Here is a 26,474-nt window from a genome sequence, read left to right as displayed (position 1 = left end):
ACGCAACGGGGTGCCATCAAGGCACCCCGAGCGGTGGATGGTGGCGTGCCCGATGCACGCGGGCACGCGCGGTTAGCGTCAGCCGCCCACTTTTTCTTTGATGCGGGCCGACTTGCCGGTGCGGCCACGCAGGTAGTACAGCTTGGCGCGGCGCACGGCGCCACGGCGCTTGACTTCGATGCTGGCGATCAGCGGGCTGTACAGCGGGAAGGTGCGCTCGACGCCTTCACCGTTGGAGAGCTTGCGCACGATGAAGCTGCTGTTGAAGCCGCGGTTGCGCTTGGCGATGACAACGCCTTCGTAAGCCTGGATGCGCTTTTTGTTGCCTTCGATCACGTAGACGTTGACGACCACCGTGTCGCCCGGGTTGAACTCGGGGATGGTCTTGTTCAGGCGCGCGATTTCTTCCTGCTCGAGGATTTGGATCAGGTTCATGACGGTTCACCATGATCGTGGCTGCGCCGCACCGTGCACACATGGGCCCACTTGCGGCCAAGCCGCCGTTGGCGGCCTGCCCAGCCCACACGCTTGGAACGCCCTGCGCCCAAAGCCAGCCAGAGGATCAAACTAGATATTATAGCCTTGCGCGGCCAACCACGCTAAGTCCTGGGCGCTGAGCGCCCCACGGGCGCGGGCGCGCTGCAGCACATCGGGCCGCGCACGCGCCGTGCGCAGCAAGCGCTGCTGGCGCCGCCAGGCCTCGATGTGGGCGTGGTGACCGCTCAACAACACCGCGGGCACGGCCTGGGGGCCATGGGGGCCATCCCACACATCCGGGCGGGTGTAGTGCGGGCAGTCCAGCAAGCCGTCCACCCCGGGGTGGAAGCTGTCTTGCGCGGCGCTGGCCGCGTCGCCCAACACGCCGGGCTGCAACCGCGCCACGGCGTCCAGCAGCGCCAGCGCCGCCAGTTCGCCGCCCGACAGCACGAAGTCGCCCAGGCTCAATTCCACGTCCACGCAGGCCTGCACAAAGCGCTCGTCGACCCCTTCGTAGCGGCCACACACCAAGATCGCGCCCGGCCCCTGAGGCCCCGCGTACTCGGCCACCACCGCGTGGTCCAGCACCCGCCCCGCCGGCGAAAACAACACGGTGGGCACGTCCACCGCCACCCCAGTGGGCCGCACGGCGGGCAGGCCGCGGTCGCGTCGCACGGCTTCCCAGCAGCGGCGCAGCGGCTCGGCCAGCATCACCATGCCAGGGCCGCCACCAAAGGGACGGTCGTCGACGCGCCGGTACGGTCCGTCGGCAAAGTCGCGCAGCGGCCACAAGCGCACCTGCACCGCGCCGCTGGCGAACGCGCGGCGCGTCACGCCCGTGGCCAGCCAGGGCTCGATCAGCTCCGGGAACAGGGTGATGACGTCGAAGCGCATCGGGCACGCCCTTGGCAGCGCATGGGGCCTGGGCGGGGCTTAATCGTAGTCGGGCTGCCAGTCCACCGTGATGCGGCGTGCCGCCAGATCGACCGCGTCCACGTAGGCGGACACGAACGGGATCATGCGCTGCACCCGACCCTCGTCGGCGCTCAGGCACAGCACGGCGTGCGGGCCGGTGCTGAGCAACTCGTGCACCACCCCCAGGTGCACGCCCTCACGGTTGACGACGTCCAGGCCGATCAGGTCAACCCAGTAAAACTCGTCCGGGTCGTCGGTGGGCGGAAAATCGGCCCGCGCCACCTGCACCACGGCACCGCGCAGGCGCTCGGCGGTGCTGCGGTCATCGACGCCTTCGATCCTGGCCACCCAGGCGTCACCGTGGCGGCGCACCTGCCGCACCCGCACCTGCACCGGCGCGGCAAAGGCATCGAAGCGCACGGCGTGGGGCCCTTCGGTGGGCGGCGTCAGGTACCAGCGACGCGCGCTGGCCAACACCGCCCCGCCCTGCGCAACACCGCGTACCCGCACCCAGCCACGCACACCCCAAGCATCGTGCACGTGCCCCAGCACCACCGCATCCGGCGGTAGCGCGCAGGCCTGCCAAGGCACCGCGGTGTCGGGCTGCATCGCACCAGGGGTGCGTTCAGGCTGCGGCCGTTTCGGCGGCCGCAGGGGCCACCTTGGGCGCTTGCTTGATCAGGCGCGCCACGGTGTCCGAGGGCTGCGCACCGACGCTGAGCCAGTACGCCAAGCGGTCTTGCGCGATGTTGAGCGGCACGTCCTGGCCGCGGGCAATCGGGTTGTAAAAGCCGATGCGCTCGATGAAGCGACCATCACGACGGCAGCGCTTGTCAGCGACGACGATGTGGTAGAACGGGCGGGCCTTCGAGCCGCCACGGGCGAGTCGGATGACGACCATGGGTTATCCTTGAAACTTGTCGATGACGGTTGAGGCAACGCCTGAGACACGACGACTGGCCACCCGGCCAGCGAAACGTTGCAAACCCGCCATTATAACCAAGCCCCCATGAACCACCCCCTGATTCGACCAAGCCGCGACGACGATGTGCCCGCCATCGCGGCGCTGTACGGCCACCACGTGTTGAACGGCACCGGCACGTTCGAAACCGAGCCCCCCAGCGTGGCCGAGATGGCCGCACGACGCGCCGACGTGCTGGGCAAGGGCCTGCCGTGGCTGGTCGCGCAGTGGGATGGCCGCGTCGTGGGGTTCGCGTACGGCAACTGGTTCAAGCCGCGACCGGCGTACCGCTACTCGGTCGAGGATTCGATTTACGTGGCGCACGACATGGCCGGGCGGGGGCTTGGGCGCGCGCTGCTGGCCGAACTGTTGACCCAGCTGGAACAGCGCGGTATTCGCAAGGTGATGGCGGTGATCGGCGACTCGGCCAACGCCGGCTCGATCGGGCTGCACACGGCGTTGGGCTTCGAGCGCGTGGGTGTGGTGCGGGCGTGCGGTTGGAAATTCGGCCGTTGGCTCGACATCGTGCTGATGGAGCGCGCGCTGGGCTGGGGCGACCGCACCCCGCCCGCCGACGAGCCGTCCCCCCACCCCGGTACCACGGCATGACGACGATGAACACCCGAACGCGCCACAAAACGCTGGCCGCGTGGCTGGCCGTGCTGGGCGGCCCGCTGGGCTGGCACCGGCTGTACCTGCACGGCTGGACCGACGCCTTGGGCTGGGCGCACGCGATCCCGACGGCGCTGGGGCTGTGGGGCGTGCAGCGCGTGCTGGACTATGGGCAGGACGACAAGCTGTCGTGGGTGCTGCTGCCGCTGCTGGGCCTGGCGCTGGTGGTGGCGGCGCTCAGCGCCATCGTGATGGGGCTGCAGCCGGCCGAACGCTGGAACGCGCGCCACAACCCTACCCTGCCCCCTGACCACCCGGCAGGGCACACCGGCTGGCTGACGGTGCTGGCCATGGTGCTGGCGCTGATGGTGGGCGCCACGGCGCTGATGGCCAGCCTGGCGTTCAGCTTTCAGCGTTACTTCGAATACCAGGTCGAGCAAGGCCTGTTGCTGAGCCAGTGACCGGCGCGCGGGCGGTGGTCGCCGCCCGCCGCGGCGTGCGCAGCGGGCGCGCCCACGGGCCTCAAGCGGCTAGGGCGCCCGTCACCAGCATCCACACCGACAGCGTCAGCACCGCCAGCGCGGTGGACACCGCGGTGGCGGCGGTGACTTCGTCCTGCGCCACGCGGTAGCGCTGCGCGAACAAAAAGACGTTGGCGCCCACCGGCACGCCGGCGGCCACCACCAGCACCGTCCAAGGCAGCCCGCGCAGCCCCCACAACCACGCCGACACCGCCACCAGCACCGGCAGCACCAGGTTTTTGGCCAGCGCCACCTTCAGCGCCGCGCCCCAGCGCCCCGCCAGTTGGGTGTGCGCCAGGCTGATGCCCACCAGCACCAGCGACAGCGGCCCAAACGCCTGGCCCAGCAGTTGCAGCGGCCGGTCCACCACCGCCGGCAGGTGCCACCCCAGCGCCCCCCAGGCCAGCCCGCAAGCAATCGGCAACGGAATCGGGTGGATGACCGAGCCGCGCACCGCCGCCCACGCGGCGCGCAGCACACGCCCACGGTTCATCGCCCCGCCGGGGTCGTCGGCGCGCGCCTGCGCCAGCTCCAACACCACCGAGGCGATGGTCAGCAGGATCAGCGCGTGCACCGCGATCAGCGTCAGCAGCGTCACCACACCCGCCTGCCCGTAGGCCAGGCTGATCAGGGCAATGCCGATCATGACCAGGTTCGAAAACGTCCCGCCCAACGCCAGCACGACGCCGCGCGGGTGCACGCCCCACCACGCGATCTGCAACCCGAACCAAGGCAGCACGGCGCTGAAGTACGCCGCGATCGGCCGCCAGTCCAGCGTCTCCAGGCGCACCTGGCTCATCGTGCGAAACAGCAGCGCCGGGATCAGCAGCAAAAAGACCAGGTTGGACAGCTCCTTGACGGCCCCGGGGCCGACCCAGCCGCGGCGACCTGCCAGCACGCCAGCGGCGATCAACAAAAACACAGGCACCAGCGCCTGAAACACGGGATGGTCGGCAACGCTCACGCCCCACAGTGTAGAGGGCTTGTCGCCGCCTGGCTGCTCGCAGGCGACAACACGGGTCAGCGCGCAGCCGCGGCTCAGGCGCCCTCGGGCTGCAGCAGGTGTGCAAACCGCCGGCGCAGCTTGGCCACCTTGGGCGCGATGACGACCTGGCAATACCCTTGGTGGGGATGGCGGGCGAAATAGTCCTGATGGTACGCCTCGGCCGGCCAGTAGTGCCGCAGCGGCTCAACCTCGGTGACGATGGGCGCCCCGAACGCCCCCTGGGCGTCGAGCTCGGCGATCAGCGCACGCGCAACCTCGGCTTGCGCGGGAAGAGTCCAGTAGACGCCGCTGCGGTACTGCGTGCCGACGTCGGCGCCCTGGCGGTTGGGGGTGGTCGGGTCGTGGGTGGCGAAAAAGATTTCCAGCAACGTGCGCGTGTCCACCAGCGCCGGGTCGTGCTCGATGCGCACGACTTCGGCGCAGCCGGTGGCCCCAGTGCAGACTTCTTCATAGCTGGGTTGGGTGGCTTGGCCGTTGCTGTAGCCACATTCGACCGCCACCACCCCGCGCACACGCCGAAACACCGCGTCGGTGCACCAAAAACAGCCGCCCGCCAGCGCCAGGGTTTCGATCATGTTGGCCATGGATGCATTGTGCCGGCGAAGGCGGCCTACCGCACGGCCGCGCGCGATCACCGCAGCGCCGCTGGGGTCGGCTGTGTCAAGCCAAACGCTGCAGCGCGTCCGCCAGCAGCGGCGCCAAGAACACGGCGTTGCTAGCGTGGGGCACGCTGTCGGTGCTCCAGACCTCGCCAACGCCGGCGGCGCGCAGCGCGGCCAGCGCGTCCCCCACGAACAGCGCGTGCGTCACCGCCACGTCCACCGAGGCGGCCCCGGCGGCGCGCAGCGCCGCGGCGGCCTGCGCCACCGTGCGGCCGGTGCTGGCCATGTCATCGACGATGACGACGGCGCGGCCACGTACGTCCAGCGGGGGCAGCTGCACCTGCACGTCACGGTCGCCGTGGCGCACTTTGCGGCACACGGCCGCCTGCAGTCCCGCCGCCGCGGCGGCTTGGCGCACCCACTGTTCGGATTCCTCGTCCGGCCCCAGCAGCAGCGCACCCGGACGTCGTGCCGCGACGGTTTGCGCCAACAACGGCGCGGCGCTGAGCGCCTGCGCGTGGGCCAGCGGCACCGCTGCGGCCAAGGTCGCCACGCGGTGCAGGTGCGGATCCACCGTGATCAGGCCGTCGAACACGCTGGCCAGCCAGCGCCCGACCTGCCGCTGGCTGACCACCTCGCCCGGGCTGAACGCCATGTCCTGCCGCATGTACGCCAGGTACGGCGCCACCAGCCACAGGCGCTGCGCGCCCAGCTCGCGCGCCGCCGGCGCCAGCAGCAGCAGTTCGACCAGTTTTTCGTTCGGTTGGTGCAGGCTGCGGTACACCGCCACCGCGGGCGGCAGCGCGGGCGGCAGGCGCACGCGCAGCTCGCCGTCGGGGAAGCGGTGGCGCTCGATCACGCCCAGCCGCCATGGCTCGCCCGCCGCGGGATCCCGTGCCTGCAGGGCCGCCAGCAAACGCTGCGCGGCGGGCTGCTCGTCGTCCATGCACAGCAGCATCGGCATCGTCAAAACTCCACAAAAACCTGCGGCACCTGGTGCGGCGCGCCGATGGTGTAGCCGCTGGCGCGCTCGGTGGCGGCGCGGGCAAATTCCACGTCGGCCGGGTACTCGGCGTAAACGCGGTACAGCACGTCGCCGGCGCGCACCGCATCGCCCAGCTTGCGCATCAGGTCCACGCCGGCGCCGGCCACCTTGGGCGCGCCGGCCAGGCGGGCGATGCGGGCGATTTGCACGTTGTCGATGCCCGTGACCACGCCATCGGCTGGCGCGTGCACGTCGAACGTGTGACGCGCCAGCGGTGGGTGCTCCGGATCAAAGGGACGCGCACCCTGCGCTTCGATGATGGCCAGCATCTTGTCCAGCGCGCGGCCTGAGTCGAGGATGTCGCGCGCGATGCCGTAGCCGTCGCCGCCACGGATGTCGGGGTCGCACTCCAGCAAGCGCCCGGCCAGGCGCAGCGCCTTTTGGCGCAGGTCGATCGGGGCCAGCGGGTGGTTTTGCAGCACGCGCATGACGTCGCGCGCCTCCAGCACGGGGCCGATGCCTTGGCCGATCGGCTGGCGCCCGTCGGTGATGACGACGTCGATCGACAGGCCCAGGCGCCGCGCCACGTACTCAAAGAGCCGCCGCAGGCGTTGCGCATCGGGCATCGAGCGCACCTTGGCGGTGGGCCCCACCGGGATGTCCAGCACCAGGTGGTTGGAGCCGGCGGCCACTTTTTTGCTCAGGATCGAGGCCACCATCTGCGCCGGCGAGTCCAGCGACAGCGGCCGCTCGACGGCGATCAACACATCGTCCGCGGGCGACAGTTGGGCGGTGCCGCCCCACGCCAGACAGGCCCGGTGCGCGCGCACGATCTCCTGCAGCCGCTCGATGGGCAGCTCCACCTCGGCCAGCACCTCCATCGTGTCGGCGGTGCCGGCCGGCGAGGTGATGGCGCGCGACGACGTCTTGGGACACACCAGCCCATGCGCGGCCACGATCGGCACCACCAGCATCGAGGTGCGGTTGCCGGGGATGCCACCGATGCAGTGCTTGTCCACCACCAGGCGCTCGCGCCAGTCGAGGCGCTGGCCGGCTTCGATCATGCCCTCGGTGAGGAAGTAGACCTCCTCGCGGTCGAGCTCGCTGGCGTGGGTGGCGACGACGAACGCGGCCAGCTCCACCTTGGAGTAGCGGTGCTCGGCGATGTCGCGCGCGATGGCGCGGAAGTCCTCGCGCCCGAGCCGCTCGCCGTTGATCTTGCGGTGCAGCGCGGCGATCGAGGCCGGCGGTTCGGCCTGCTCGATGGTGGCCGGATGGCCCGGCTCGACGCCGAGCTGGGCGAACGCTTCCATCGACAGCCCGATTTCGTCGCACTTGACGATGCGCGGGTCGAGCGTGACGTTGAGCGTGGCCAGCACGCGCCGCCCGTTGGCGCGCACCTCCACCTTGGACAGCGCCTGGAAACCCTCGGCGCGGTAGACGTCGCAGTCGCGGTGCAGGTAGGCAACGTTTTCGCGGTAGGTGTCGATGGCGACGCGGCGCAGCTTGAGCGGCACCCGGCCATCGTTGGCGTGCTCGACCGGCGGGCAGGGTGAAAGTTTGAGGCCCGGATCATCGGCGGGCGGGGTGCTGGGGTTCATGTCAGGGCCCTCTCCAGGGTGCGGTTTCCAGCAAGGGGCGCAGACGCTGGGTGAACAGGTCGATGCGGCGCAGCAGCGCCGCCGTGTCGCCGCTGCCCGGCAGCCAGCCCTGGCGCTGCAGCGCCGCTTGCACCGCCGGCGTGCGCAGCGCCAGCCGCACCGCGCGCCCCACGCGCTCGACATGGGCCGCCGGCCACCCCCGCGGCGCCGCGAGTGCGTACCAGTGATCGTACTGGAAACCCCGCACGCCCAAGGACTCCAGCACCGGCACGCCGGGCAGCAACGCCGCCACACCGGGGCCGGTGCCGCCCAGCACCGGCAATTTGCCCAGACGCCACAGCGGCCGCACCAGCGCCGGCGGCAGCATGGCCAGGTGCACCTCGCCCGCCAGCAGCGCGTTGACCACCTGGGCATTGCCGGGGTAGGCCACCCCCTCGGTCTGCCAGCCGGCGCTCGCCTTGAGCAGCTCCATGGCCAGGTGAAACGGCGAGCCCACGCCCGGGCTGCCGTAGCGCCACGCCGCCCCAGCCTGGCGCGCCGCCTGCAACGCCGGTGCCCCGCGCACATGCAGGTCGGGGTTGAGGCACAACAGCAACGGGGTGCTGGCCGCCAGCGCCACCGGCTGGACGTCACGCGCGGGGTCGTAGCCGGCGTCGGCATGCAACCACGGCGCCACCGTCAGGTGCAGGTTGAGCAGCAAGCCCAGCGTGTGGTCGTCGTCGCTGTGCGCCACCAGCTGGGCCGCAAGCAGACCGCTGTGGCCTTGGCGGTTGTCCACCAGCACCGGCTGCCCCAGCACCACGCCCAAGGGCTCGGCCAGCGTGCGCGCGATTTCGTCGGCCGACGATCCGCCCGGGAACCCCACCACCAGCCGCAAGGGCCGCTGCGGCCAAGCGGACGCGCGTGGGCCGGCCCAGGCCGGTGCGGCGATCGCGGCCGCCAGCCCCAACCCCAGGCGCAAGCTGTGCCGGCGGGTCAGACCTGCGCGACATGGGCCACCCATGGTCAGCGCCCCTCCTGGCGGCGCCACGCCGTCGGCCGGGGCGGGCCACCGTACAGCCACGGCTGGTCCAACAGCCGTGGCCCAAGCAGCGCCAGCGCCGCGTCGCGCCCCAACCGCAGCGCCCCCGTGGCGTGGAAAATCACCCCGTTGGCGCGTGAGCGGGCCTGCACGCGCGCGTTGCGCGGCCAGCGCACACGCGCCCATGCGGCCAGCACGGCCGGCCAATCGATCGGCTGCCGGGCTGGGGGCAACAGCTGCGCCAGCGTCCAAGCATCCTCCAGCGCCATCGCCGCACCTTGGGCCAGGTACGGGCGCATGGGGTGCGCGGCGTCGCCCAGCAACCCCACCCGACCTTGGGCGTGCTCGTGCGCGCCGCGCATGGGCGCGCGGCCAAACAGCGGCCACAGACGCCATTGCGGCACGGCCTCGACCAGCGCGGCCAACGCCGGGTGCACCGGCCCCAGCGCCTGCTGCAGCGCGCGGCGCTGCGCGGCGTGGTCCCAGCCGGTCACGTCGCCGTCGGGCAGCGGGCCTTCGACCACAAGGACGACGTTGAGCCAGCGTCCCGCGCGCACGGGGTAGTGCACCCCATGCAGCCGCGGGCCCAGCCAGGCCACCACAGCGTCGCGCGCCACGCTGGGCGGCGCCTCGTCCATGGGCAGCAGCCCACGGTAGGCCAAATGCCCGCTGAAGCGCGGAGGGCCGTCGCCCACGACCTGCTGGCGCAACACGCTCCAGACGCCGTCGGCCAGCAGCGCAGCCTGGGCCGACCAGGTTTGTTCGTCGCTGCCGGTGGCCAGCACGCCGTGGGCGTCGCTGTGCAGCGTCTGCACGCGCTGCCCCGTGTACAGCGCGACCTGCCCGTGCGGCCGCAAGGCCTGCAGCAGCAGGGTGTGCAAATCGGCGCGATGGATGGTGACGTAAGGCGCCCCGTAGGCCCGACGGGCCTGCTCGCCCAACGGCAGGGTCGCCAGCCCGGCGCCGTCGGCGGCGCGGCGCACCTGCAGCGTGGCGGGAAACGCCGCCACCGCGGCCAGCGCGGGCTCCAGCCCCCAATCGCGCAGCACGCGCACGGCGTTGGGGCCAAGCTGGATGCCCGCCCCCACCTCGGAAAACTCCGGCGCTTGCTCCAGCAGGGTGATGGGCACATCGGGCCGCGCCTGCACACACGCCAGCGCCGCGCCCAGGCCGGCCATGCCGCCGCCCACGATCAACAGCCGCTCCTGGGCGGCCCTCCCGGCGGTCATCGCCATGCCGGCCAGGCGCCACGCGCCAGGTGCAACAGGCTCTCGGCGGCGCCGGCGCCAAAGCGCCGCGCCAGCCGCTCCGCCACGCTCTCGCGCTGGGTGTAGTCGATGATGTCTTCGGCCTGCACCACCTCGCGCGCCACGTAGTCCACGTTGCCGAAGTCGTCCGCCAACCCGAGCTCGACGGCGCGCTCGCCCGTCCACACCAGGCCACTGAAGGTCTCAGGCGTTTCCTTGAGGCGATCGCCACGCCCTTTGCGCACCACCTCGATGAACTGACGGTGGATGTCGTCCAGCATGCGCTGCGCGTGGGCCCGGTGCGCCGGGGTCTGCGGGCTGAAGGGGTCGAGAAAGCCCTTGTTCTCGCCCGCCGTCAGCAAGCGGCGCTCGACGCCGAGCTTGTCCATCAACCCGGTGAAGCCAAAGCCGTCCATCAACACCCCGATGCTGCCCACCAGGCTGGCTTTGTCCACGTAAATGCGGTCGGCCGCCGCGGCGATGTAGTACGCCGCCGAGGCGCAGGTCTCTTCCACCACGGCGTACACGGGCTTGTCGTGTTTGTTCTTGAGGCGCCAGATTTCATCGTTGACGATGCCGGCCTGCACCGGGCTGCCGCCCGGCGAATCGATCAGCAACACCACGGCCTGCGCGCCGGGGTCTTCGAACGCCGCGCGCAGCGCGCCAACCAGGGCCGAAGCGTTGGCCTCATCCTCGGGCCCGATGGGGCCACGGATTTCCACCAGCGCCGTGTGCGGCGTGCTTTTGGGTTTGGTGGGCAGCACGGTGTCGCTGTACACCAGCCAGCCCGCCAGCAGCACCAGCGCCAGCCACACGCTGCGCCAGACGTTGCGCCAGCGGCGCGCGGCGCGTTGCTCGGCCAACTGGGCCAGCAGGACTTTTTCCAGCAGCGCGCGCTCCCAACCTGGGGCGGGTTGGGACGACGGCGGCACGGTGGCGGCTGCGCCTTCGTGTGGGGGCGTGGTGTTCGTTGGGTCGGGGGACGTCATGCGGGGGTATCCCAAATCACCGGTTGCAGGTCGTATTGTGACCGCCAAAAGACCACACCCGCGTCTTCGCGCACCGCCACCGGCACCAACGGCCCGCGGCCAGGCCCACCGACGCAGCGGCCGCTGGCCGGATCGAACAGCGCGCCGTGCGCCGCGCACACCAGCAGGGTGCCGGTGGCGTCGAACACCCGGTTGGGCAACCAGTCCAGCTCCAGCCCGACGTGGCTGCAGCGGTTGAGGTAGGCGTACACCCGCCCTTGGTAGCGGACAGCGAACGCGCGGCAGGTCTGGCCACGCCAGCGCACATCGAACGGCACCGCGTCGCCGCTGTCGCGCAGCGCGTCGCTGGCGCACAGCGGATGCCAGGCGCTGTCAGGATCGGTGGGATCGGACGCTGGAGGAAGCGAACGCGCGACCATGCCGGCAAGCATAGCGTGCAGCGACAATACCTGCATGCAAGCAAGCTTCAACCCGTTACCACGGCCGCTGGTGCTGGCCTCCACCTCGCCTTACCGGCGCGAGCTGCTGGCCCGGCTGCGGCTGCCTTTCGAAACCGTCGCCCCGCAGGTGGACGAAACCCCGCACGCCGGCGAGGCCCCGGCCGCCCTGGCCCGCCGCCTGGCCGCGGCCAAAGCCGACGCCGTGGCGCGCCAGCGCCCGCAGGCCATCGTCGTGGGCAGCGACCAGGTGGCCGACCTGGACGGGGTGGCGTTGGGCAAACCGGGCCACCACGCGCGGGCGGTGGCGCAGCTGCGTGCGATGAGTGGTCGCACGGTGCGGTTCCACACGGCGCTGGCCGTGCGCTGCCTGGACAGCGGCTACGCCGCCGACGATGTGGCGGTGGTGCAGGTGCAGTTTCGTGCCCTGGACGACGCCACCATCGAGCGCTACCTGCTCGCCGAGCGGCCTTACGACTGCGCGGGCAGCGCCAAAAGCGAGGGACTGGGCATCGCGCTGCTGGACGCCATCGTCAGCGACGACCCCACGGCGCTGGTGGGGCTGCCGCTGATCCGCACCGCGCGGCTGCTGCGTGGCGCCGGGGTGGTGCTGCCATGAGCGCGCCGCGCAGGCCCGGCGCCTTGGTGCTCGTGCCCACGCCGCTGGACTTGGGCTGCGCGCCGCCGCCGGACATCCGGGCCGCGCTGCCCATCGCCACGTTGCAGCGCGCCGCGGGGCTGACGCACTGGCTGGCCGAAAACGCACGCAGCGCCCGCGCGTTTCTGAAGCGGGTCGACGCCGTGGTGCCGCTGGCCGCCCCGTTGCAGCAGCAATGCATCACCGAGCTGCCGCGCGCCTGGCACAAGCACGGCGACGCCGACCGCAGCGCCGACACCGCCGCCGAGGCGCTGCTGGCGCCGGCCCTGCAAGGCCACGACGTGGGGCTGCTGAGCGAGGCGGGCATGCCCGCCATCGCCGACCCGGGCAGCGCCGTGGTGCGTGCCGCGCATCGACTGGGGCTGCGGGTGGAGCCGCTCGTCGGGCCGGTGTCGCTGATGCTGGCGCTGGCCGCCAGCGGCTGCCCGGGTCAGCACTTCGCGTTCGTCGGCTACCTGCCGATCGACGCAGCGCAGCGCGTGCGGGCGCTGCGTGCGCTGGAGGCCACCGCGGCGCGGCAGCGCCAGACGCAAATCTTCATCGAAACCCCCTACCGCAACGCGGCGCTGCTGCAGGTGGCGCTGCAGACGTTGCGCCCCGACACCCGGCTGGCGGTGGCCTGCGCGCTGGGCCTGCCGCAGCAGGCCGTGCACGCCGCCACCGTGGCCCAGTGGCGCCGCCATCCCCCGACCCTGCCGCTGCAGCAGCCGGCGGTGTTTGTGCTGGGGGCGTGAGGCAGCGGCCAGCCGTGCCAGAATCGCGACCATGAGCACGCTGCCTGCCGAGTGTCTGGTCGTCGCGATCTCGTCGCGCGCGCTGTTCGACTTCGAAGAAGAAAACCGCGTCTTCGAGCAAGGCGACGACCGCGCTTACATGGCGCTGCAGTTGCAGCGCCTGCAGCAGCCGGCGCAACCCGGCGTGGCGCATTCGCTGGTGCGCAAGCTGCTGGCGTTCAACGCCGATGGCGTGACGCGCGTGGAGGTGGTGATCCTGTCGCGCAACGACCCGGTGTCGGGCCTGCGGGTGTTTCGCTCCGCGGGGCACGACGCGCTGCCGATCCAACGCGGCGTGTTCACGCGCGGCGCGCCGCCGTGGCGCTACCTGCGCCCGCTGGGGGCGCACCTGTTTCTGTCGGCCAACATCGAGGATGTGCGCGCGGCGCTGGCGGCGGGCTTTCCGGCCGCGCAGGTGTACCCGCACGCGCCCCGCGCCAGCGACGCCCACCCGCGCGAGGTGCGCATTGCCTTCGACGGCGACGCGGTGCTGTTTTCTGACGAAGCCGAGCGCGTGTACCAAACCCAGGGCCTGCACGCCTTCCAAGACCACGAACAACGCCACGCCAGCGTGCCGCTGCCCGGCGGCCCTTTCAAGCCCTTGCTGCAGGCGTTGCACCGGCTGCAACAAGCGGGCAGCGCCACCATGCGCATCCGCACCGCGCTGGTGACGGCGCGCAGCGCCCCGGCGCACGAACGCGCCATCCGCACCCTGATGGACTGGAACATCGAGGTCGACGAGGCGATGTTCCTGGGCGGCCTGGACAAAGGCCCATTTTTGCGCGAGTTCGAGCCCGACTTTTTCTTCGACGACCAAACGCGCCACGTGGCCAGCGCCGCCGAGCACGTGCCGGCCGGCCACGTCGCGGGTGGTGTGGCCAACCCGCCCCCTGCGGCGCCGCGGGAGGGCACGGCATGATCACCGCCTCGATCGTCGCCGTGGCCACGGGGGCCGCCTTGGGGGCGCTGCTGCGCTGGTGGCTGGGGCTGGCGCTCAACGCGGTGCTGCCGCACCTCCCGCTGGGCACGCTGGCGGCCAATTGGATCGGGGCGTACGTGATCGGGGTGGCGGTGGCTTTTTTCATGCACCACCCGGCCATCGCGCCGCCGTGGCGCCTGTTCGTCGTCACCGGCCTGCTGGGGGGGTTGACGACGTTTTCCAGCTTTTCGATCGAAGTCGTGACGCTGCTGCAACAGGGCCGCCTGCCGTGGGCGCTGGCCGCCATCGGCCTGCACGTGGGCGGCTCGCTGCTGTTGACGGCACTGGGCTGGACCACCTACGCCACCCTGCGCGGCTGACGGCGTGGCGCCTGCCTACAATGGCGGCCCGTTGCCCCCCGTGCCGACACGACCATGACCACCTCCACCCCACCCAGCGCCCCCCACGCCAACCCCGACCCGCTGGCGCAGCGCTTCGTGCAGTTCGCGCTGGCCTGCGGCGTGCTGCGCTTTGGCGAGTTCAAAACCAAGGCCGGCCGCCTGAGCCCGTACTTTTTCAACGCCGGGCTGTTTGACGACGGCGCCAAGCTCGGGCAATTGGCGGCGTTTTACGCCGACCGCATCCTGGCCAGCGGCGTGGCGTTTGACATGATTTTTGGCCCCGCCTACAAAGGGATCCCGCTGGCGGCGGCGCTGGCGGTGGAGCTCGCGCGCCGCGGCCACAACAAGCCGTTTGCCTACAACCGCAAGGAAGCCAAGGACCACGGCGAAGGCGGCACCCTGGTCGGCGCGCCCCTGCAGGGCCGGGTGTTGATCGTCGACGACGTCATGAGCGCGGGCACCGCGGCGCGCGAATCGATCGCGCTGATCCGTGGCGCTGGCGCCACACCGCATGCGCTGGCCATCGCGCTGGACCGACAGGAGATGGCCACCGAGGTGGCGCCCGACGGCACCGTGCGCGACGTACCCTACAGCGCCGTGCAGTACGTGCAGCGCGAGCTGGGCCTGGCCGTGTGCGCCATTGCCAGACTGGACGATTTGCTGCAGTATCTGCAAACACAACAACACCCGGACATGGCGCAGCACCGCGAGCGCGTCCTGCAGTACCGCGCGCGCTACGGTGTGGGGTGAGGGAGCCCCCGTGAGCATGGCCGGGTCCACGCTGCCGCTGCCATGCCGTCACGCCGCCCGTCCCCCGTGCCACCCCGCGTTGCCTGGCGCGCTGTCGCCCTTGTGGGCACGGCGGTGCTGGCAGCCCCCACGGTGCAGGCGCAAAACGCCCCGGCCGCGACACGCACGCCCATCTACACCTGCACCGACGCCCAGGGCCGGCTGCTGTCGTCGGATCGACCGATCCCGGAATGCAGCGACCGAGCGCAACGCGAGCTGGGCCCCAGCGGCACGGTGCGCCGCGTCATCGAGCCGCCCCCCACACCCGAGCAGCGCGAGCGGCTGGCGGCCCAGCAGCGCGCCCAGGCTGAAGCCGCGGCCCGAGCCGCCGAACAGCAGCGGCGCGAGCAGTTGCTGCTGATGCGCTACCCCGACGAGGCCGCCCACCAACGCGCCCGCGAAGCGTCGCTGGCGCAGCTGCAGGCCAGCCTGCAGGCCGCCCAGCAACAGCTGCAGCGGCTGGACAACGAAGCCCAGCGTTTGCAGCAAGAGATGGAATTTTACCGTAAGGACCCGACGCGTGCGCCGGCGGCCCTCAAGCGCCGCCTGGCCGACAACGCCACCCAGCGCCAGCAGCAACAGCAGTACATCGATGACCTGCAGCGCGAGCACGCCCGCGTGGTGCAACGCTTCGACGACGAGCTGGCTACGCTGCGGCGCCTGTGGGCAGCACCGCCCACGGACGCCCTGGCGCCGGCACGCTGACGACTAAGCGCGGGCGGCGCGGTCAGCCTTGGGCCAGGGCTTGGCGCAGCAGCTCGCTGACCTGCTGCGGGTTGGCTTTGCCTTGCGTGGCCTTCATCACCTGGCCCACCAAGGCGTTGAGCGCCTTGTCTTTGCCCGCCCGGTATTCGGCCACGTTTTTCGGGTTGGCCTCGATCACCTGGGCCACGATGGCTTGCAACGCCCCGGTGTCGTTCATCTGCCGCAGGCCCTTGGCCTCGACGATGGCGTCCACCCGCGCCAGCGGCTCGCCGCTGCCGGGCTCGCTCCAAAGCTCATCGAGCACCTGCTTGGCGGCGCTTTGGCTCAGCGTGCCGTCGGCCACCCGTGCCAGCAACGCCGCCAGCAGCGCCGGGGACACCGGGCAGGCCTCGATGTCCAGCTCGGCGGCGTTGAGCCGGCGCGACAGTTCCACCATGATCCAGTTGCTGGCGGCCTTGGGGGCCGCACCCGCGCGCACCGTGTCCTCGAAGTACGCGGCCATCGCACGCGATTGCGTCAGCGTGGCGGCGTCGTAGGCGGGCAGCCCGTACTGCTGCACGAAGCGCTGCGCCATCGCGTCGGGCAGCTCCGGCATCTGCGCGCCCACCTGCTGCACCCAGCCCGGCGCGATCGCCAGCGGCGGCAGGTCGGGGTCGGGGAAGTAGCGGTAGTCGGCCGCGTCTTCCTTGGTGCGCATGGCGCGCGTCTCGCCCGTGTCGGGGTCGAACAGCACGGTGGCTTGTTCGATGGCGTGTCCGTCCTCCAACCGTTCGATCTGCCAGCGCACCTCGTAGTCGATGGCCTGCTGCATGAACTTGAAGGAGTTGAGGTTTTTGATCTCGCGCCGGGTGCCCAGCGGCTGCCCCGGCTTGCGCACGCTGACGTTGGCGTCGCAGCGGAACGACCCCTCCTGCATGTTGCCGTCACAAATGCCGATCCACGTGACGATGCGGTGCAAGGCCTTGGCGTAGGCCACCGCCTCGGCGCTGGAGCGCAGGTCCGGCTCGGTGACGATTTCCAGCAGCGGCGTGCCGGCGCGGTTGAGGTCGATGCCGCTCATGCCGTGGAAGTCCTCGTGCAGGCTTTTGCCGGCGTCCTCCTCCAGGTGCGCGCGCACCAGGCGCACCGTGCGCTGCACACGCTCCAGGTGGGCGCCCTTGCCCTGTTCCAGCCAAAACGTCACCGCGCCGCCTTGAACCACCGGAATTTCGTACTGGCTGATCTGGTAGCCCTTGGGCAAGTCGGGGTAGAAGTAGTTTTTGCGCGCAAACACGCTGCGCGGCGCGATGTGCGCGCCCACCGCCAAACCAAAGCGGATCGCGCACTCGACGGCGGCGCGGTTCATCACCGGCAGCGTGCCCGGCAGCGCCAAGTCCACCGCGCACGCCTGCGTGTTGGGCTCGGCGCCGAAGGCGGTGGCGGCGCGGCTGAAAATCTTGCTGCGGGTGGACAGCTGCACGTGGGTCTCAAAGCCGATGACGACTTCGTACCCGTCGATCAAACAAGTGCTATTCATATCAATCTTCCATGCGAGCGGCGCGACCGCCGTGGCCAACCCACGGTCATTCCAGCACCCAGCGGCCGTTGCGGACGATGGCTTGGTACATGGCGTCCGGCGCCAAATCGACCCCCTCAGGCCAACTGACGGCGCCGCCCACGACGCCGGCCTGGGCGAACACCGCAGGGTCACGCAAGGGCGCAAAAACACCCGTCATGTGCGAGGGCAAGATTTCCACACACCCCGCGCACCCATCGGCGAAGCGGACTTCCAAAACGCCATGCTGCAACACGCGCACCGCCACCACCGGGGGCAGGTCGGGCGTCAGTCCAACGGCGCAATCGGCAACAGGGGCTGTCGCTGTTGGCATCGTTGCCAGTCCTCCATCAATTCGCACGGTGTGCCGCAGCCCACTCCAACACCATCGCGTGGGCCCGTCGCGGCAAGGCACCGCGCAACATCGTGAGCGTCTCAATGACGTACACCGCGCTGTAATCGCCACACGCGACATGGAAGTGCGGGGGCTCGTGATCATCCCAGTACATTCGGATCAGCAAGCCGTAGAACGCACAAATCGTCGGCATCGGCTCAAACCCCGGGCGGCGCGCGCAGGTGCCAGTCGGTCACGCGCTGGAACTGGTGCGCCGCGTGCAGCAGCCGCGCCTCGCCCAGGTACGGGCCGATGAGCTGCAACCCCACCGGCAGGCCGCTGTCGCCCACGCCGGCCGGCACGCTCATGCCCGGCAGGCCCGCCAGCGAGGCCGGCAGCGTGTAGATGTCGGCCAGGTACGCCGCCACCGGGTCGTCGTCCTGCGCCCCGATGGGCCACGCCACGCTGGGCGCCACCGGTCCGGCCAGCAGGTCGCAGTGCTCGAAAGCCGCCACAAAATCCTGCGCGATCAGGCGCCGGATCTGCTGCGCTTTGAGGTAATACGCATCGTAGTAACCGTGCGACAGCACGTAGGTGCCGATCAGGATACGGCGCTGCACCTCGGGCCCGAAGCCCTCGCTGCGGCTGCGGCGGTACATGTCGAGCAGGTCCTCGTACTGGGCCGCGCGGTGACCGTAGCGCACGCCATCGTAGCGGCTCAGGTTGGAGCTGGCTTCGGCCGGGGCGATGATGTAGTAGGCGGGGATGGCCAGCTCGGTGCGCGGCAGGCTCACCTCCACCAAGGTGGCCCCCAAGCGCTCGAACTCCGCCAGCGCGGCCCGCACGGCGGCCTGCACATCGGGCGCGCAGCCGGCGCCGAAAAATTCGCGCGGCAGGCCGATGCGCAAGCCCTGCAACGGCCGCGCCGCACGGGCGCCCGGCAGGGGGTCGTCCAGGCCGCGCGTGTAGTCTTCGGGCGGCAGGTCCAGGCTGGTGGCGTCGCGGTCCGGGTCCGGTCCCACCATGGCCGACAGCAGCAGCGCGCAATCCCGTGCCGAGCGCGCCATCGGGCCGGCCTGGTCCAGGCTGGAGGCGTAGGCCACCAGCCCGTAGCGCGAACAGCGCCCGTAGGTGGGCTTGATGCCGGTGATGCCGCAAAAGGCGGCCGGCTGACGGATCGAGCCGCCCGTGTCGGTGCCGGTGGCGGCGGGCACCAGGCGCGCGGCCACCGCGGCGGCCGAACCGCCGGACGAGCCACCGGGCACCCGGCTCGTGTCCCACGGGTTGCGCGCCGGCCCCCAGGCCGAGTGCTCGTTGCCCGAGCCCATCGCGAACTCATCGCAATTGAGTTTGCCCAGCGTCACCGCGCCCGCGCCGGCGTGCTGGTCGTCGCCCTGGCCCAGCCGCGCCACGACGGTGGCGTCGAACGGGCTGCGGTAGCCCGCCAGCATGCGGCTGCCGGCGGTGGTGGGCCAACCGCGCGTGACCAGCACGTCCTTGTGGGCGATCGGCACCCCCAGCAGCGGCGCGTCGTCGCCTCGGGCGCGGCGCGCATCGGCCGCGTGCGCCTGCGCCAGGCTGGCTTGCTCGTCCAGCGCCACGAACGCGCCCAGATGCTCATGCGCCCGGATGCGCTGCAGCAGCGCCTGTGTCAGCTCCACGCTGCTGAACGCGCGCGCGCGCAGCCCCGCCGCCAGCTCGGCCACCCCGAGCGTATGCAGTGCTTGGTTCATTCGATCACCTTCGGCACCAAAAACAGCCCCTGCTCAGCCTGCGGCGCGTTGGCCAGGTACTCGTCGCGGCGGTTGGGCTCGCGCACCTCGTCGTCGCGCAGGCGCAGCGCCACGTCGGTGAACATCTCAGCCGGGTGGGCCAGCGGCACCACGCCGGTGGTGTCAACCGCCTGCATGCGCTCCACCAGGTCGAAAAACGCGTTGAGCTGCGCCTGCATGCGCTCGGCGCCAGAGCGGTCGATGGCCAGCCGCGCCAGGTGCGCCAGCCGCTCGACATCCTGCAAAGTCAGGGCCATGGAATCGGTCCTCGTCGCTGCAAATGGGTTCCCTGCGAACCGTTGGGCTTGCGGTATTATCCCGGGTTTCACAAACCGGCCCGCCGCCGGCCGCGCCTTTCGCACCACCGCGCGCGCTGTCGCCCCCACGGGCCGCACCGGATACGCTCAACCATGTTCGAATCCCTGCGTCGGCACTTTTCGACCGACCTTGCCATCGACCTGGGCACCGCCAACACGCTCATTTACGTGCGTGGCAAAGGCATCGTGCTGGACGAGCCGTCGGTGGTCGCCATCCGCCACGAAGGCGGCCCCAGCGGCAAAAAGACCATCCAGGCGGTGGGCAAGGCGGCCAAGGCCATGCTGGGCAAGGTGCCCGGCAACATCGAGGCCATCCGCCCGATGAAGGACGGCGTCATCGCCGACTTCACCGTCACCGAGCAGATGCTCAAGCAGTTCATCAAGATGGTGCACCCGCGCTCGATGCTGCGCCCCAGCCCGCGCATCATCATCTGCGTGCCGTGCGGCTCCACGCAGGTGGAGCGGCGCGCCATCCGCGAGTCGGCCCTGGGCGCCGGCGCCAGCGAGGTGTACCTGATCGAGGAGCCGATGGCCGCCGCCATCGGCGCGGGCTTGCCGGTGGCCGACGCCGCGGGCTCGATGGTGGTGGACATCGGCGGCGGCACCACCGAGGTGGGCGTCATCAGCCTGGGCGGCATGGTCTACAAGGGCAGCGTGCGTGTCGGCGGCGACAAGTTCGATGAGGCCATCATCAACTACATCCGTCGCAACTACGGCATGCTGATCGGCGAGCCCACCGCCGAGCTGATCAAAAAAACCATCGGCAGCGCGTTCCCCGGCTCCGAGGTGCGCGAGATGGAAGTCAAAGGCCGCAACCTCTCGGAAGGGGTGCCGCGCAGCTTCACGATCAGCTCCAACGAGGTGCTCGAAGCGCTGACCGAGCCGATCAACCAGATCGTCAGCGCGGTCAAGATCGCGCTCGAAAACACCCCGCCCGAGCTGGGCGCCGACATCGCCGACCGCGGCATGATGCTCACCGGCGGCGGGGCCTTGCTGCGCGACCTGGACCGCCTGCTCAACGAAGAAACGGGCCTGCCGGTGTTCGTCGCCGAAGACCCTCTGACCTGCGTGGTGCGCGGCTGCGGCACGACGCTGGAGCAGATGGACCGCTTGGGCCAGGGCATTTTCACCAGCGAGTAAGGCGGCCACCGGCGCCGCTCGCACCACCGGATGCACGATGCCGCCGGGCACCCTGGACCGCACCCCACCGCCCTTTTTCAAGCAGGGCACCCCGGCGCTGACCAAGCTGCTGCTGCTCAGCGCGCTGGCGGTGCTGCTGATGGTGCTGGACGTGCGGCTGCGCCTGACGCCGCCGCTGCGCAGCGCGCTGGCCACCGTGCTGTACCCCGTGCAATGGGTGGCGTTGCAACCCGTGCACGCGGTGCGTTGGGTGGCGGGCTACCTCACCGACGTGCACGCGGCGCGCCAACAGGCCGAAGCGGCCCAGCAGGCGCTGGCGGCGCAAGCGGACCGCGCCGGTTTGGTCGAGCACCTGGCGCAGGAAAACCGCGAGTTGCGCGCCCTGTTGGGGCTGCGCGAGCAGCTTTGGCCGCAGGCGCTGGGGGCCGAGATCCTGTACGCGCTGCCTGACCCGTACCGCCCGGGTGTCGTCATCGACCGCGGGACCATGCATGGCGTGCAACCCGGAGACACCGTGATGGACGGCTGGGGGGTGCTGGGCCAGGTCACGCGGGCGCACCCCGGGTCCAGCGAGGTGACGCTGTTGGTGGACCGGCGTTTGGCCGTGCCGGTGCTCAACACCCGCAGCGGCGAACGCTACCTGGCCTTTGGCAACGGTGACCTCGACGCGCCGTCGCTGACGCTGCGCTTCGTCCCCGCGCAAACCGACACCGTGGTGGGCGACACGCTGGTCACCAGCGGCATCGACGGCGTGTACCCGCCGGGGCTGCCGGTGGCGCAGATCACCCGTGTCGAACCGCAAGGCAGCGGGTTTGCCTGGGTCGAAGCACGCCCGCTGGCGCGCGTGCGCGACGCGCTGCACGTGCTGGTGCTGCACCGGCGTGGCGCCGACACCCGGCCGGCGCAGGGAGGCTGACGATGCTGCCACGGGGCGAACCGCTGCTGCTGCCGGCCAAGCCGGGCTTCATCTGGGGCTCGCTCGTGGCCGCGGGCATGTTGATGGTGCTGCAAGGGCAGCTTGGGGCGCCCGCGTGGTGGCCGGACTGGCTGGCGTTGGTGTTGACGTTTTGGAGCGTGCACCAGCCCCGGCGCATCGGCGTTGGCGTGGCGTTTGCGGCGGGGCTGCTGCTCGACGTGCACCAGGGCGCCCTACTGGGGCAACATGCCCTGGCCTACACGGTGCTGGCCTACGGCGCCGTCTCTTTGCACCGGCGTGTGCTGTGGTTCGACCAGCTCGGGCAGACGCTGCACGTGCTGCCGCTGGTGCTGCTGGCCTACGCGTTGCAGTGGCTGGTGCGCTGGCTGGCGGGGGACGGCGCCCCCAGCTGGGCGTTGTGGGTGGCGCCGGTGCTGACGGCGGCTTGCTGGCCCCTGGCCACGCGCGTGCTGCTGGCGCCCCAACGCCGTGCGCCGGACCCCGACGACACCCGGCCGCTGTGAGCTCGCGATGGCGCTGGTCACCGACCCCCAGGACCGCATCGAGCGCCAGCGCCGCCGCGCGTGGGTGGCGCTGGGGGTGGCCTGGGCACTGCTCGGCCTGCTGGGCGTGCGCGCCTACGTGCTGCAGGTGCTGCACCACGACCGCTACGTCGCCCAGGCCGAGGGCAACCGCACCGCCGTCGTGCCGCTGCTGCCCACCCGTGGCCGTATCCTGGACCGCCACGGCGTCGTGCTGGCCGACCACGTGCCGGTCTACACGCTGGAAGTCACCCCCGGCCGCACGCCCGACCTGGAGGCAACCCTGCAGCGGCTGGGCGAGCTGGTCGAGCTCACCCCGCGCGACCTGCAGCGTTTTCGCCGCCTGCGCGCCGAATCCAAGCGTTTCGATCCGCTGCCGCTCAAAAGCCGCCTGAGCGAAGCCGAAATGGCGCGCGTGGCCGCGCACCTGTGGGCGCTGCCGGGGGTGGAGATCCAGGCGCGCCAACTGCGCCGCTACCCGCTCGGCACAACCGCCGCGCACGTGGTGGGCTACATCGGCCGCATCAGCGAACGCGACCGCGCGCAGATGGACGACTGGCCCGACGAGCGTTTGGCCAACTACCGCGGCACCACCCACATCGGGAAGGTGGGCGTCGAAGCGGCCCAGGAGGAGCGGCTGCACGGCCGCACCGGTCTGGAGCTGCTGGAAACCACCGCCACCGGCCGCGCGGTGCGGCGCCTGGGCGTGACCCCCGCGCAGGCCGGCGACGACATCCGCCTGGCGCTGGATGTGCGGCTGCAGCACCTGGTGGAGCGGCTCTATGGCCGACGCCGCGGCGCGCTGGTGGCGCTCGATGCCCACAGCGGCGAGGTGCTGGCGCTGGTCAGCATGCCGACCTTCGACCCCAACCTGTTCGTCGATGGCATCGACAGCGACTCCTGGCGCGAACTGAACGAATCGCTGGATCGCCCGCTGCTCAACCGCGCGCTGCGCGGCACCTACCCGCCGGGCTCCACCTACAAGCCCTTCATGGCGCTGGCCGCGCTGGAGTTGGGGCTGCGCACCCCGCAGACCGCGGTGCTGGACCCCGGCTACTGGACGCTGGGCAACCACCGCTTCCGCAGCCACGGGGAAACGGCGCTGGGGATGGTGGACCTGCGCCGCAGCATCGTGCTGTCGAGCAACGTGTACTACTACACGCTGGCGCACGAGATGGGGGTGCAGGCCATCCACGACTTCATGGCCCCGTTGGGTTTTGGACAGCTCACCGGCATCGACCTGCCGGGTGAGGTGCGCGGCATCCTGCCCAGCCCCGCCTGGAAACGCGCCGCGTACCGCCAGCCGGAGCAGCAACGCTGGCACCCGGGCGAAACGATTTCGCTGGGCATTGGCCAGGGTTACAACAGCTTCACGATGCTGCAACTGGCCACCGCCGTGGCGGCGCTGGCCAACGGCGGCCAGCGCATGACGCCCCACGTGGCCCTCCAAGCGTTGCCGGTCGGCCAGCCCCCCCAGGCCCTGGCCGCAGCCCAGCCGCCCCGGCCGCTGGGGTACCGCCCCGAGCACCTGCGCGTGGTGCTGGATGCGATGGTGGGCGTCACCACCGAGGGCACGGCGGCCCGGGCGTTCGCGGGCGCACCGTACCGCAGCGGCGGCAAAACCGGCACCGCGCAGGCGGTCACGATCGGGCAGCGCGAGCGCTACGACGCCGCGCGGCTGGCCGAGTACCAACGCGACCATTCGCTGTACGTGGCGTTCGCGCCGGCCGAGGCGCCCCGCTACGTGGTGGCCGCCATCGTCGAAAACGCGGGCTTTGGGGCGGCCCACGCCGCGCCCATCGTGCGACGCGTGTTCGACTACCTGCTGTTGGGCTTGTACCCCAGCGAGGAGGACATCGCCGCGACGCAAAAAGGTCAAACCGCCGCGCCCATCGGCGTGCCGCGGCGCGTCGAGGAAGTCCCCTGGCCACCACGCCCGTGAGCGCGCCGGCGGGGTGAGCGCCGACTCAGTGGCCCCCCACCGTGCCCCAGGCGTCCCACGCCGTTTTGGCGATGAGGGCCGTGACCACCAGCAAAAACACCCCGCGCACAAACCCCGCCCCGTGGCGCAGCGCCAACCGCGTGCCCAACAGGCTGCCCGCCACGTTGGCCAACGCCATCACCACGCCGTAGTGCCACCACACGTGCCCTTTGGCGGCGAACAGCGCCACCGCCGCCACGTTGGAGGTGGTGTTGAGCAGCTTGGCCGCCGCGCTGGCGCGCAAAAAGTCGTAGCCCAGCCAGCGCACAAAGGCAAACACCAAAAAACTGCCGGTGCCCGGACCAAAAAAACCGTCGTACAGCCCAATGCCGCCGCCCACGGCGCAGGCCGCCCACGCCTCGGCGCGACCGCTGAAGCGCGGTCGGTGGTGGCGCCCCAGGTCTTTGCGCGCAAGGGTGTACAGCAGCACCACCAGCAGCACCGCCGGCAGCGCCAGCCGCAGCGCGTCGGGACGCACCACCGTCACCAGCCACGCCCCCGCCCACGCGCCCACCAAGCACACACCCACCGCCGGCCACAGCGCGCGCCACGGCAGCGCCACGCGGCGCGCGTAGCGCCAGGTGGCCGCGGCCGTGCCCCAGACCGAGGCGCTTTTGTTCGTGCCCAGCAACGTGGCCGGGTGCGCGGCGGGAAACGTCGCGAACAGCGCCGGCACCAGTATCAGGCCGCCACCGCCCACGATCGCATCGACAAACCCGGCCAGCCCGGCCGCGGCGGTCAAGATCAGCCATTCCATCGCCCCGATGGTAGCCGCCCCAACGCCCCCGCACGCCGGCGCTTGACGCCCCCGCGACCGTCCACAAGCAAAAAAACCCGGTGCCTGCACCAGGCACCGGGCTACCCCCCAACAGCGTACGCCGTGTGATCAGCGGTTGTACGCCGACTCCCCGTGGTAGGTGATGTCCAGGCCCTCCCGTTCTTCTTCTTCGCTCACGCGCAGCCCCATCACCATGTCGACGATCTTGTAGGCCACCGCCGCCACCACCGTGGACCACACCATCGTGATGACGACCCCTTCAGCCTGCACCAGCAACTGGCTGGCGATCGAGAAGTCTTCCGCACCGGTGCCCCCCAGCGTCGGCGCCGCGAACACCCCGGTCAGCAGCGCACCGACGATGCCACCCACGCCGTGCACCCCGAACACGTCCAGCGAGTCGTCCGCGCCCAGCATCTTTTTCAGGCCGGTCACCCCCCACAGGCACAGCCAGCCCGCCACCAAGCCGATGACCAGCGCCCCCATCGGGCCGACCGAGCCGCACGCCGGCGTGATGGCCACCAGCCCCGCCACCGCGCCCGAAGCCGCGCCCAGCATCGAGGCCTTGCCCTTGTGCATCGCTTCACCGATCGACCAGGCCAGCACCGCCGCCGCCGTGGCCAGCAGCGTGTTGAGGAAAGCCAGCGCGGCCCCCGCGGTGGACTCCAGGTTGGAGCCGGCGTTGAAGCCGAACCAGCCCACCCACAGCAGCGACGCGCCCACCATTGTCAGCGTCAGGCTGTGCGGGGGCATCGCTTCACGCCCGTAGCCGATGCGCTTGCCCAGCATGTAGGCGCCCACCAGGCCGGCCATCGCGGCGTTGATGTGCACCACAGTACCGCCGGCGAAGTCCAGCGCGCCCTTGCCCAGCAGGTAGCCGCCCGGCCCCCACACCATGTGCGCGATCGGCAGGTAGCTGAACGTAAACCAGATGGCGCTGAACAGCAGCACGGCGCCAAACTTGATGCGCTCGGCAAACGAGCCCACGATCAGCGCGCAGGTGATGCCAGCGAACGTCGCCTGGAAGGCCACGAAGACCAACTCGGGCAGCTTGACGTTTTCGGTGAAGGTGTCGGCCAGCGACGCCGTCGTCACGCCCATCAGAAACACCTTGTCCAAGCTGCCGATGATGGCCCCCTCGCCGCCAAAGGCCAGGCTGTAGCCGTACAGCGCCCACAGCACGGTGATCAGCGAAAACACCATCAGCACTTGCATCAGCACCGACAGCATGTTCTTGCTGCGCACCAAGCCGCCGTAAAACAGCGCCAGGCCCGGAATCACCATCATGATGACCAGCAAGGTCGAGGTCATCATCCAGGCCACGTCGCCCTTGTCCACGGTGACCGTCGGGGTGGCCGGTTCGGCCGGCGCCGCCGGTGCCGCGGCGGGCTCGGCTGGCGTGGCCGGCGCCTCCTGCACCGCCGCGGCCGCAGGCGCCGCCGGCGCGGCCTCCTTGGCCGCCTCACCCTGGGCCCACGCCGTGGCACCCCACAGCAACCCCAGGCCCATACACAAACCCATCAACAGTCGTTTCATCGCTATCC

At 71.0% G+C, this 26,474-nt stretch carries 31 protein-coding genes; 12 read left to right on the top strand and 19 right to left on the bottom strand.

The window, feature by feature from the left end; genetic code table 11:
• Positions 1-78: 78 nt before the first annotated feature.
• The 4 genes from rplS to rpsP form a co-directional block, all read right to left on the bottom strand.
• On the bottom strand, positions 79-435 hold the full coding sequence (gene rplS / locus EDC36_RS08840; RefSeq protein ID WP_132962895.1) for a 50S ribosomal protein L19: 357 nt from the start codon (positions 433-435) through the stop codon (positions 79-81).
• A gap of 132 nt (positions 436-567) precedes the next feature.
• The gene (gene trmD, locus EDC36_RS08835; protein ID WP_132962894.1) at positions 568-1,371 is read right to left on the bottom strand and encodes a tRNA (guanosine(37)-N1)-methyltransferase TrmD; all 804 of its coding nucleotides are present in this window, start codon (positions 1,369-1,371) and stop codon (positions 568-570) included.
• 39 nt (positions 1,372-1,410) lie between these two features.
• Positions 1,411-2,001, bottom strand: coding sequence for a ribosome maturation factor RimM (gene rimM / locus EDC36_RS08830; RefSeq protein ID WP_132962893.1), 591 nt, complete (start codon positions 1,999-2,001; stop codon positions 1,411-1,413).
• A gap of 16 nt (positions 2,002-2,017) precedes the next feature.
• Positions 2,018-2,293, bottom strand: a complete 276-nt coding sequence (gene rpsP / locus EDC36_RS08825) for a 30S ribosomal protein S16 (RefSeq protein WP_132962892.1) — start codon at positions 2,291-2,293, stop codon at positions 2,018-2,020.
• Positions 2,294-2,401: 108 nt separating this feature from the next.
• Between rpsP and EDC36_RS08820 the strand changes: the two genes are divergently transcribed.
• Positions 2,402-2,962: a GNAT family N-acetyltransferase gene (locus EDC36_RS08820; protein ID WP_132962891.1), complete on the top strand. Its 561-nt coding sequence runs from the start codon at positions 2,402-2,404 to the stop codon at positions 2,960-2,962.
• Positions 2,963-2,967: 5 nt separating this feature from the next.
• Positions 2,968-3,426, top strand: coding sequence for a hypothetical protein (locus EDC36_RS08815; protein WP_132962890.1), 459 nt, complete (start codon positions 2,968-2,970; stop codon positions 3,424-3,426).
• Positions 3,427-3,487: 61 nt separating this feature from the next.
• Here EDC36_RS08815 and EDC36_RS08810 read toward each other — a convergent pair whose 3' ends face one another.
• The 8 genes from EDC36_RS08810 to EDC36_RS08775 form a co-directional block, all read right to left on the bottom strand.
• Positions 3,488-4,450, bottom strand: coding sequence for an AEC family transporter (locus tag EDC36_RS08810; RefSeq protein ID WP_132962889.1), 963 nt, complete (start codon positions 4,448-4,450; stop codon positions 3,488-3,490).
• Positions 4,451-4,524: 74 nt separating this feature from the next.
• A complete protein-coding gene (msrA, locus tag EDC36_RS08805) occupies positions 4,525-5,076 on the bottom strand; it encodes a peptide-methionine (S)-S-oxide reductase MsrA (protein WP_132962888.1) in 552 nt (183 codons plus the stop codon).
• Positions 5,077-5,152: 76 nt separating this feature from the next.
• Positions 5,153-6,058: a ribose-phosphate diphosphokinase gene (locus EDC36_RS08800; protein ID WP_132962887.1), complete on the bottom strand. Its 906-nt coding sequence runs from the start codon at positions 6,056-6,058 to the stop codon at positions 5,153-5,155.
• A 2-nt stretch (positions 6,059-6,060) separates the two neighbouring features.
• Entirely contained in the window at positions 6,061-7,680 is a 1,620-nt protein-coding gene (locus EDC36_RS08795) for a thymidine phosphorylase family protein (protein ID WP_132962886.1), read from the bottom strand.
• Between the two features lies 1 nt (position 7,681).
• Positions 7,682-8,683 (bottom strand): Bug family tripartite tricarboxylate transporter substrate binding protein, encoded by a 1,002-nt coding sequence (locus tag EDC36_RS08790; protein WP_132962885.1) that lies wholly within the window; start codon positions 8,681-8,683, stop codon positions 7,682-7,684.
• A gap of 2 nt (positions 8,684-8,685) precedes the next feature.
• Positions 8,686-9,936 carry an FAD-dependent monooxygenase gene (locus EDC36_RS08785; RefSeq protein ID WP_243646538.1) on the bottom strand — a complete coding sequence of 417 codons (1,251 nt, stop codon included), beginning with the start codon at positions 9,934-9,936 and terminating at the stop codon, positions 8,686-8,688.
• Positions 9,927-10,937, bottom strand: a complete 1,011-nt coding sequence (locus EDC36_RS08780) for a S49 family peptidase (protein ID WP_132962884.1) — start codon at positions 10,935-10,937, stop codon at positions 9,927-9,929. The genes EDC36_RS08785 and EDC36_RS08780 overlap by 10 nt, the downstream gene beginning before the upstream one ends.
• Complete coding sequence (locus tag EDC36_RS08775; RefSeq protein ID WP_132962883.1) at positions 10,934-11,356, bottom strand: Rieske (2Fe-2S) protein; 423 nt, start codon at positions 11,354-11,356, stop codon at positions 10,934-10,936. The genes EDC36_RS08780 and EDC36_RS08775 overlap by 4 nt, the downstream gene beginning before the upstream one ends.
• 34 nt (positions 11,357-11,390) lie before the next feature.
• On the opposite strand from EDC36_RS08775, the gene EDC36_RS08770 reads away from it, so the two are divergent.
• The 6 genes from EDC36_RS08770 (at position 11,391) to EDC36_RS08745 (ending at position 15,619) form a co-directional block, all read left to right on the top strand.
• On the top strand, positions 11,391-11,993 hold the full coding sequence (locus tag EDC36_RS08770; protein ID WP_132962882.1) for a Maf family nucleotide pyrophosphatase: 603 nt from the start codon (positions 11,391-11,393) through the stop codon (positions 11,991-11,993).
• Positions 11,990-12,766 (top strand): SAM-dependent methyltransferase, encoded by a 777-nt coding sequence (locus tag EDC36_RS08765; RefSeq protein WP_132962881.1) that lies wholly within the window; start codon positions 11,990-11,992, stop codon positions 12,764-12,766. Before EDC36_RS08770 ends, EDC36_RS08765 begins: the two co-directional genes overlap by 4 nt.
• Before the next feature lie 31 nt (positions 12,767-12,797).
• Complete coding sequence (locus tag EDC36_RS08760) at positions 12,798-13,724, top strand: 5'-nucleotidase (RefSeq protein ID WP_132962880.1); 927 nt, start codon at positions 12,798-12,800, stop codon at positions 13,722-13,724.
• Positions 13,721-14,104, top strand: coding sequence for a fluoride efflux transporter CrcB (gene crcB, locus EDC36_RS08755; protein WP_390616985.1), 384 nt, complete (start codon positions 13,721-13,723; stop codon positions 14,102-14,104). Before EDC36_RS08760 ends, crcB begins: the two co-directional genes overlap by 4 nt.
• 54 nt (positions 14,105-14,158) lie before the next feature.
• On the top strand, positions 14,159-14,875 hold the full coding sequence (pyrE, locus tag EDC36_RS08750) for an orotate phosphoribosyltransferase (protein ID WP_132962879.1): 717 nt from the start codon (positions 14,159-14,161) through the stop codon (positions 14,873-14,875).
• Between the two features lie 114 nt (positions 14,876-14,989).
• The gene (locus EDC36_RS08745) at positions 14,990-15,619 is read left to right on the top strand and encodes a DUF4124 domain-containing protein (protein WP_165902841.1); all 630 of its coding nucleotides are present in this window, start codon (positions 14,990-14,992) and stop codon (positions 15,617-15,619) included.
• Positions 15,620-15,641: 22 nt separating this feature from the next.
• Here EDC36_RS08745 and gatB read toward each other — a convergent pair whose 3' ends face one another.
• The 5 genes from gatB to gatC are packed head-to-tail and all read right to left on the bottom strand — an operon-like array spanning position 15,642 to position 19,516.
• Positions 15,642-17,135: an Asp-tRNA(Asn)/Glu-tRNA(Gln) amidotransferase subunit GatB gene (gatB, locus tag EDC36_RS08740; RefSeq protein ID WP_132962877.1), complete on the bottom strand. Its 1,494-nt coding sequence runs from the start codon at positions 17,133-17,135 to the stop codon at positions 15,642-15,644.
• Positions 17,136-17,181: 46 nt separating this feature from the next.
• The gene (locus tag EDC36_RS08735) at positions 17,182-17,487 is read right to left on the bottom strand and encodes a DUF2442 domain-containing protein (protein ID WP_132962876.1); all 306 of its coding nucleotides are present in this window, start codon (positions 17,485-17,487) and stop codon (positions 17,182-17,184) included.
• Between the two features lie 16 nt (positions 17,488-17,503).
• Positions 17,504-17,701: a DUF4160 domain-containing protein gene (locus tag EDC36_RS08730; RefSeq protein WP_207895068.1), complete on the bottom strand. Its 198-nt coding sequence runs from the start codon at positions 17,699-17,701 to the stop codon at positions 17,504-17,506.
• A gap of 4 nt (positions 17,702-17,705) precedes the next feature.
• Positions 17,706-19,220: an Asp-tRNA(Asn)/Glu-tRNA(Gln) amidotransferase subunit GatA gene (gene gatA, locus EDC36_RS08725; RefSeq protein WP_132962875.1), complete on the bottom strand. Its 1,515-nt coding sequence runs from the start codon at positions 19,218-19,220 to the stop codon at positions 17,706-17,708.
• Positions 19,217-19,516, bottom strand: a complete 300-nt coding sequence (gene gatC, locus EDC36_RS08720) for an Asp-tRNA(Asn)/Glu-tRNA(Gln) amidotransferase subunit GatC (RefSeq protein WP_132962874.1) — start codon at positions 19,514-19,516, stop codon at positions 19,217-19,219. Before gatC ends, gatA begins: the two co-directional genes overlap by 4 nt.
• A 153-nt stretch (positions 19,517-19,669) precedes the next feature.
• On the opposite strand from gatC, the gene EDC36_RS08715 reads away from it, so the two are divergent.
• Genes EDC36_RS08715 through mrdA form a run of 4 tightly spaced genes read left to right on the top strand, consistent with a single transcriptional unit; the run spans position 19,670 to position 24,116 of the window.
• Entirely contained in the window at positions 19,670-20,716 is a 1,047-nt protein-coding gene (locus tag EDC36_RS08715; RefSeq protein WP_132962873.1) for a rod shape-determining protein, read from the top strand.
• Between the two features lie 37 nt (positions 20,717-20,753).
• Positions 20,754-21,632 (top strand): rod shape-determining protein MreC, encoded by an 879-nt coding sequence (gene mreC / locus EDC36_RS08710; RefSeq protein WP_132962872.1) that lies wholly within the window; start codon positions 20,754-20,756, stop codon positions 21,630-21,632.
• A 2-nt stretch (positions 21,633-21,634) separates the two neighbouring features.
• Positions 21,635-22,156: a rod shape-determining protein MreD gene (gene mreD / locus EDC36_RS08705; RefSeq protein WP_132962871.1), complete on the top strand. Its 522-nt coding sequence runs from the start codon at positions 21,635-21,637 to the stop codon at positions 22,154-22,156.
• Between the two features lie 7 nt (positions 22,157-22,163).
• Positions 22,164-24,116 (top strand): penicillin-binding protein 2, encoded by a 1,953-nt coding sequence (mrdA, locus tag EDC36_RS08700; protein WP_132962870.1) that lies wholly within the window; start codon positions 22,164-22,166, stop codon positions 24,114-24,116.
• Positions 24,117-24,141: 25 nt separating this feature from the next.
• On the opposite strand, the gene EDC36_RS08695 is transcribed toward mrdA, so the two are convergent.
• Complete coding sequence (locus tag EDC36_RS08695; protein ID WP_132962869.1) at positions 24,142-24,912, bottom strand: TSUP family transporter; 771 nt, start codon at positions 24,910-24,912, stop codon at positions 24,142-24,144.
• A 129-nt stretch (positions 24,913-25,041) separates the two neighbouring features.
• The gene (locus EDC36_RS08690; RefSeq protein WP_132962868.1) at positions 25,042-26,466 is read right to left on the bottom strand and encodes an ammonium transporter; all 1,425 of its coding nucleotides are present in this window, start codon (positions 26,464-26,466) and stop codon (positions 25,042-25,044) included.
• Between the last annotated feature and the right edge of the window lie 8 nt (positions 26,467-26,474).

It is taken from the genome of Tepidimonas ignava (assembly GCF_004342625.1).
GTDB lineage: Bacteria > Pseudomonadota > Gammaproteobacteria > Burkholderiales > Burkholderiaceae_C > Tepidimonas > Tepidimonas ignava.
Note: the sequence above shows the minus strand (reverse complement) of the source record. Positions and strands in the feature narration are given on the sequence as shown.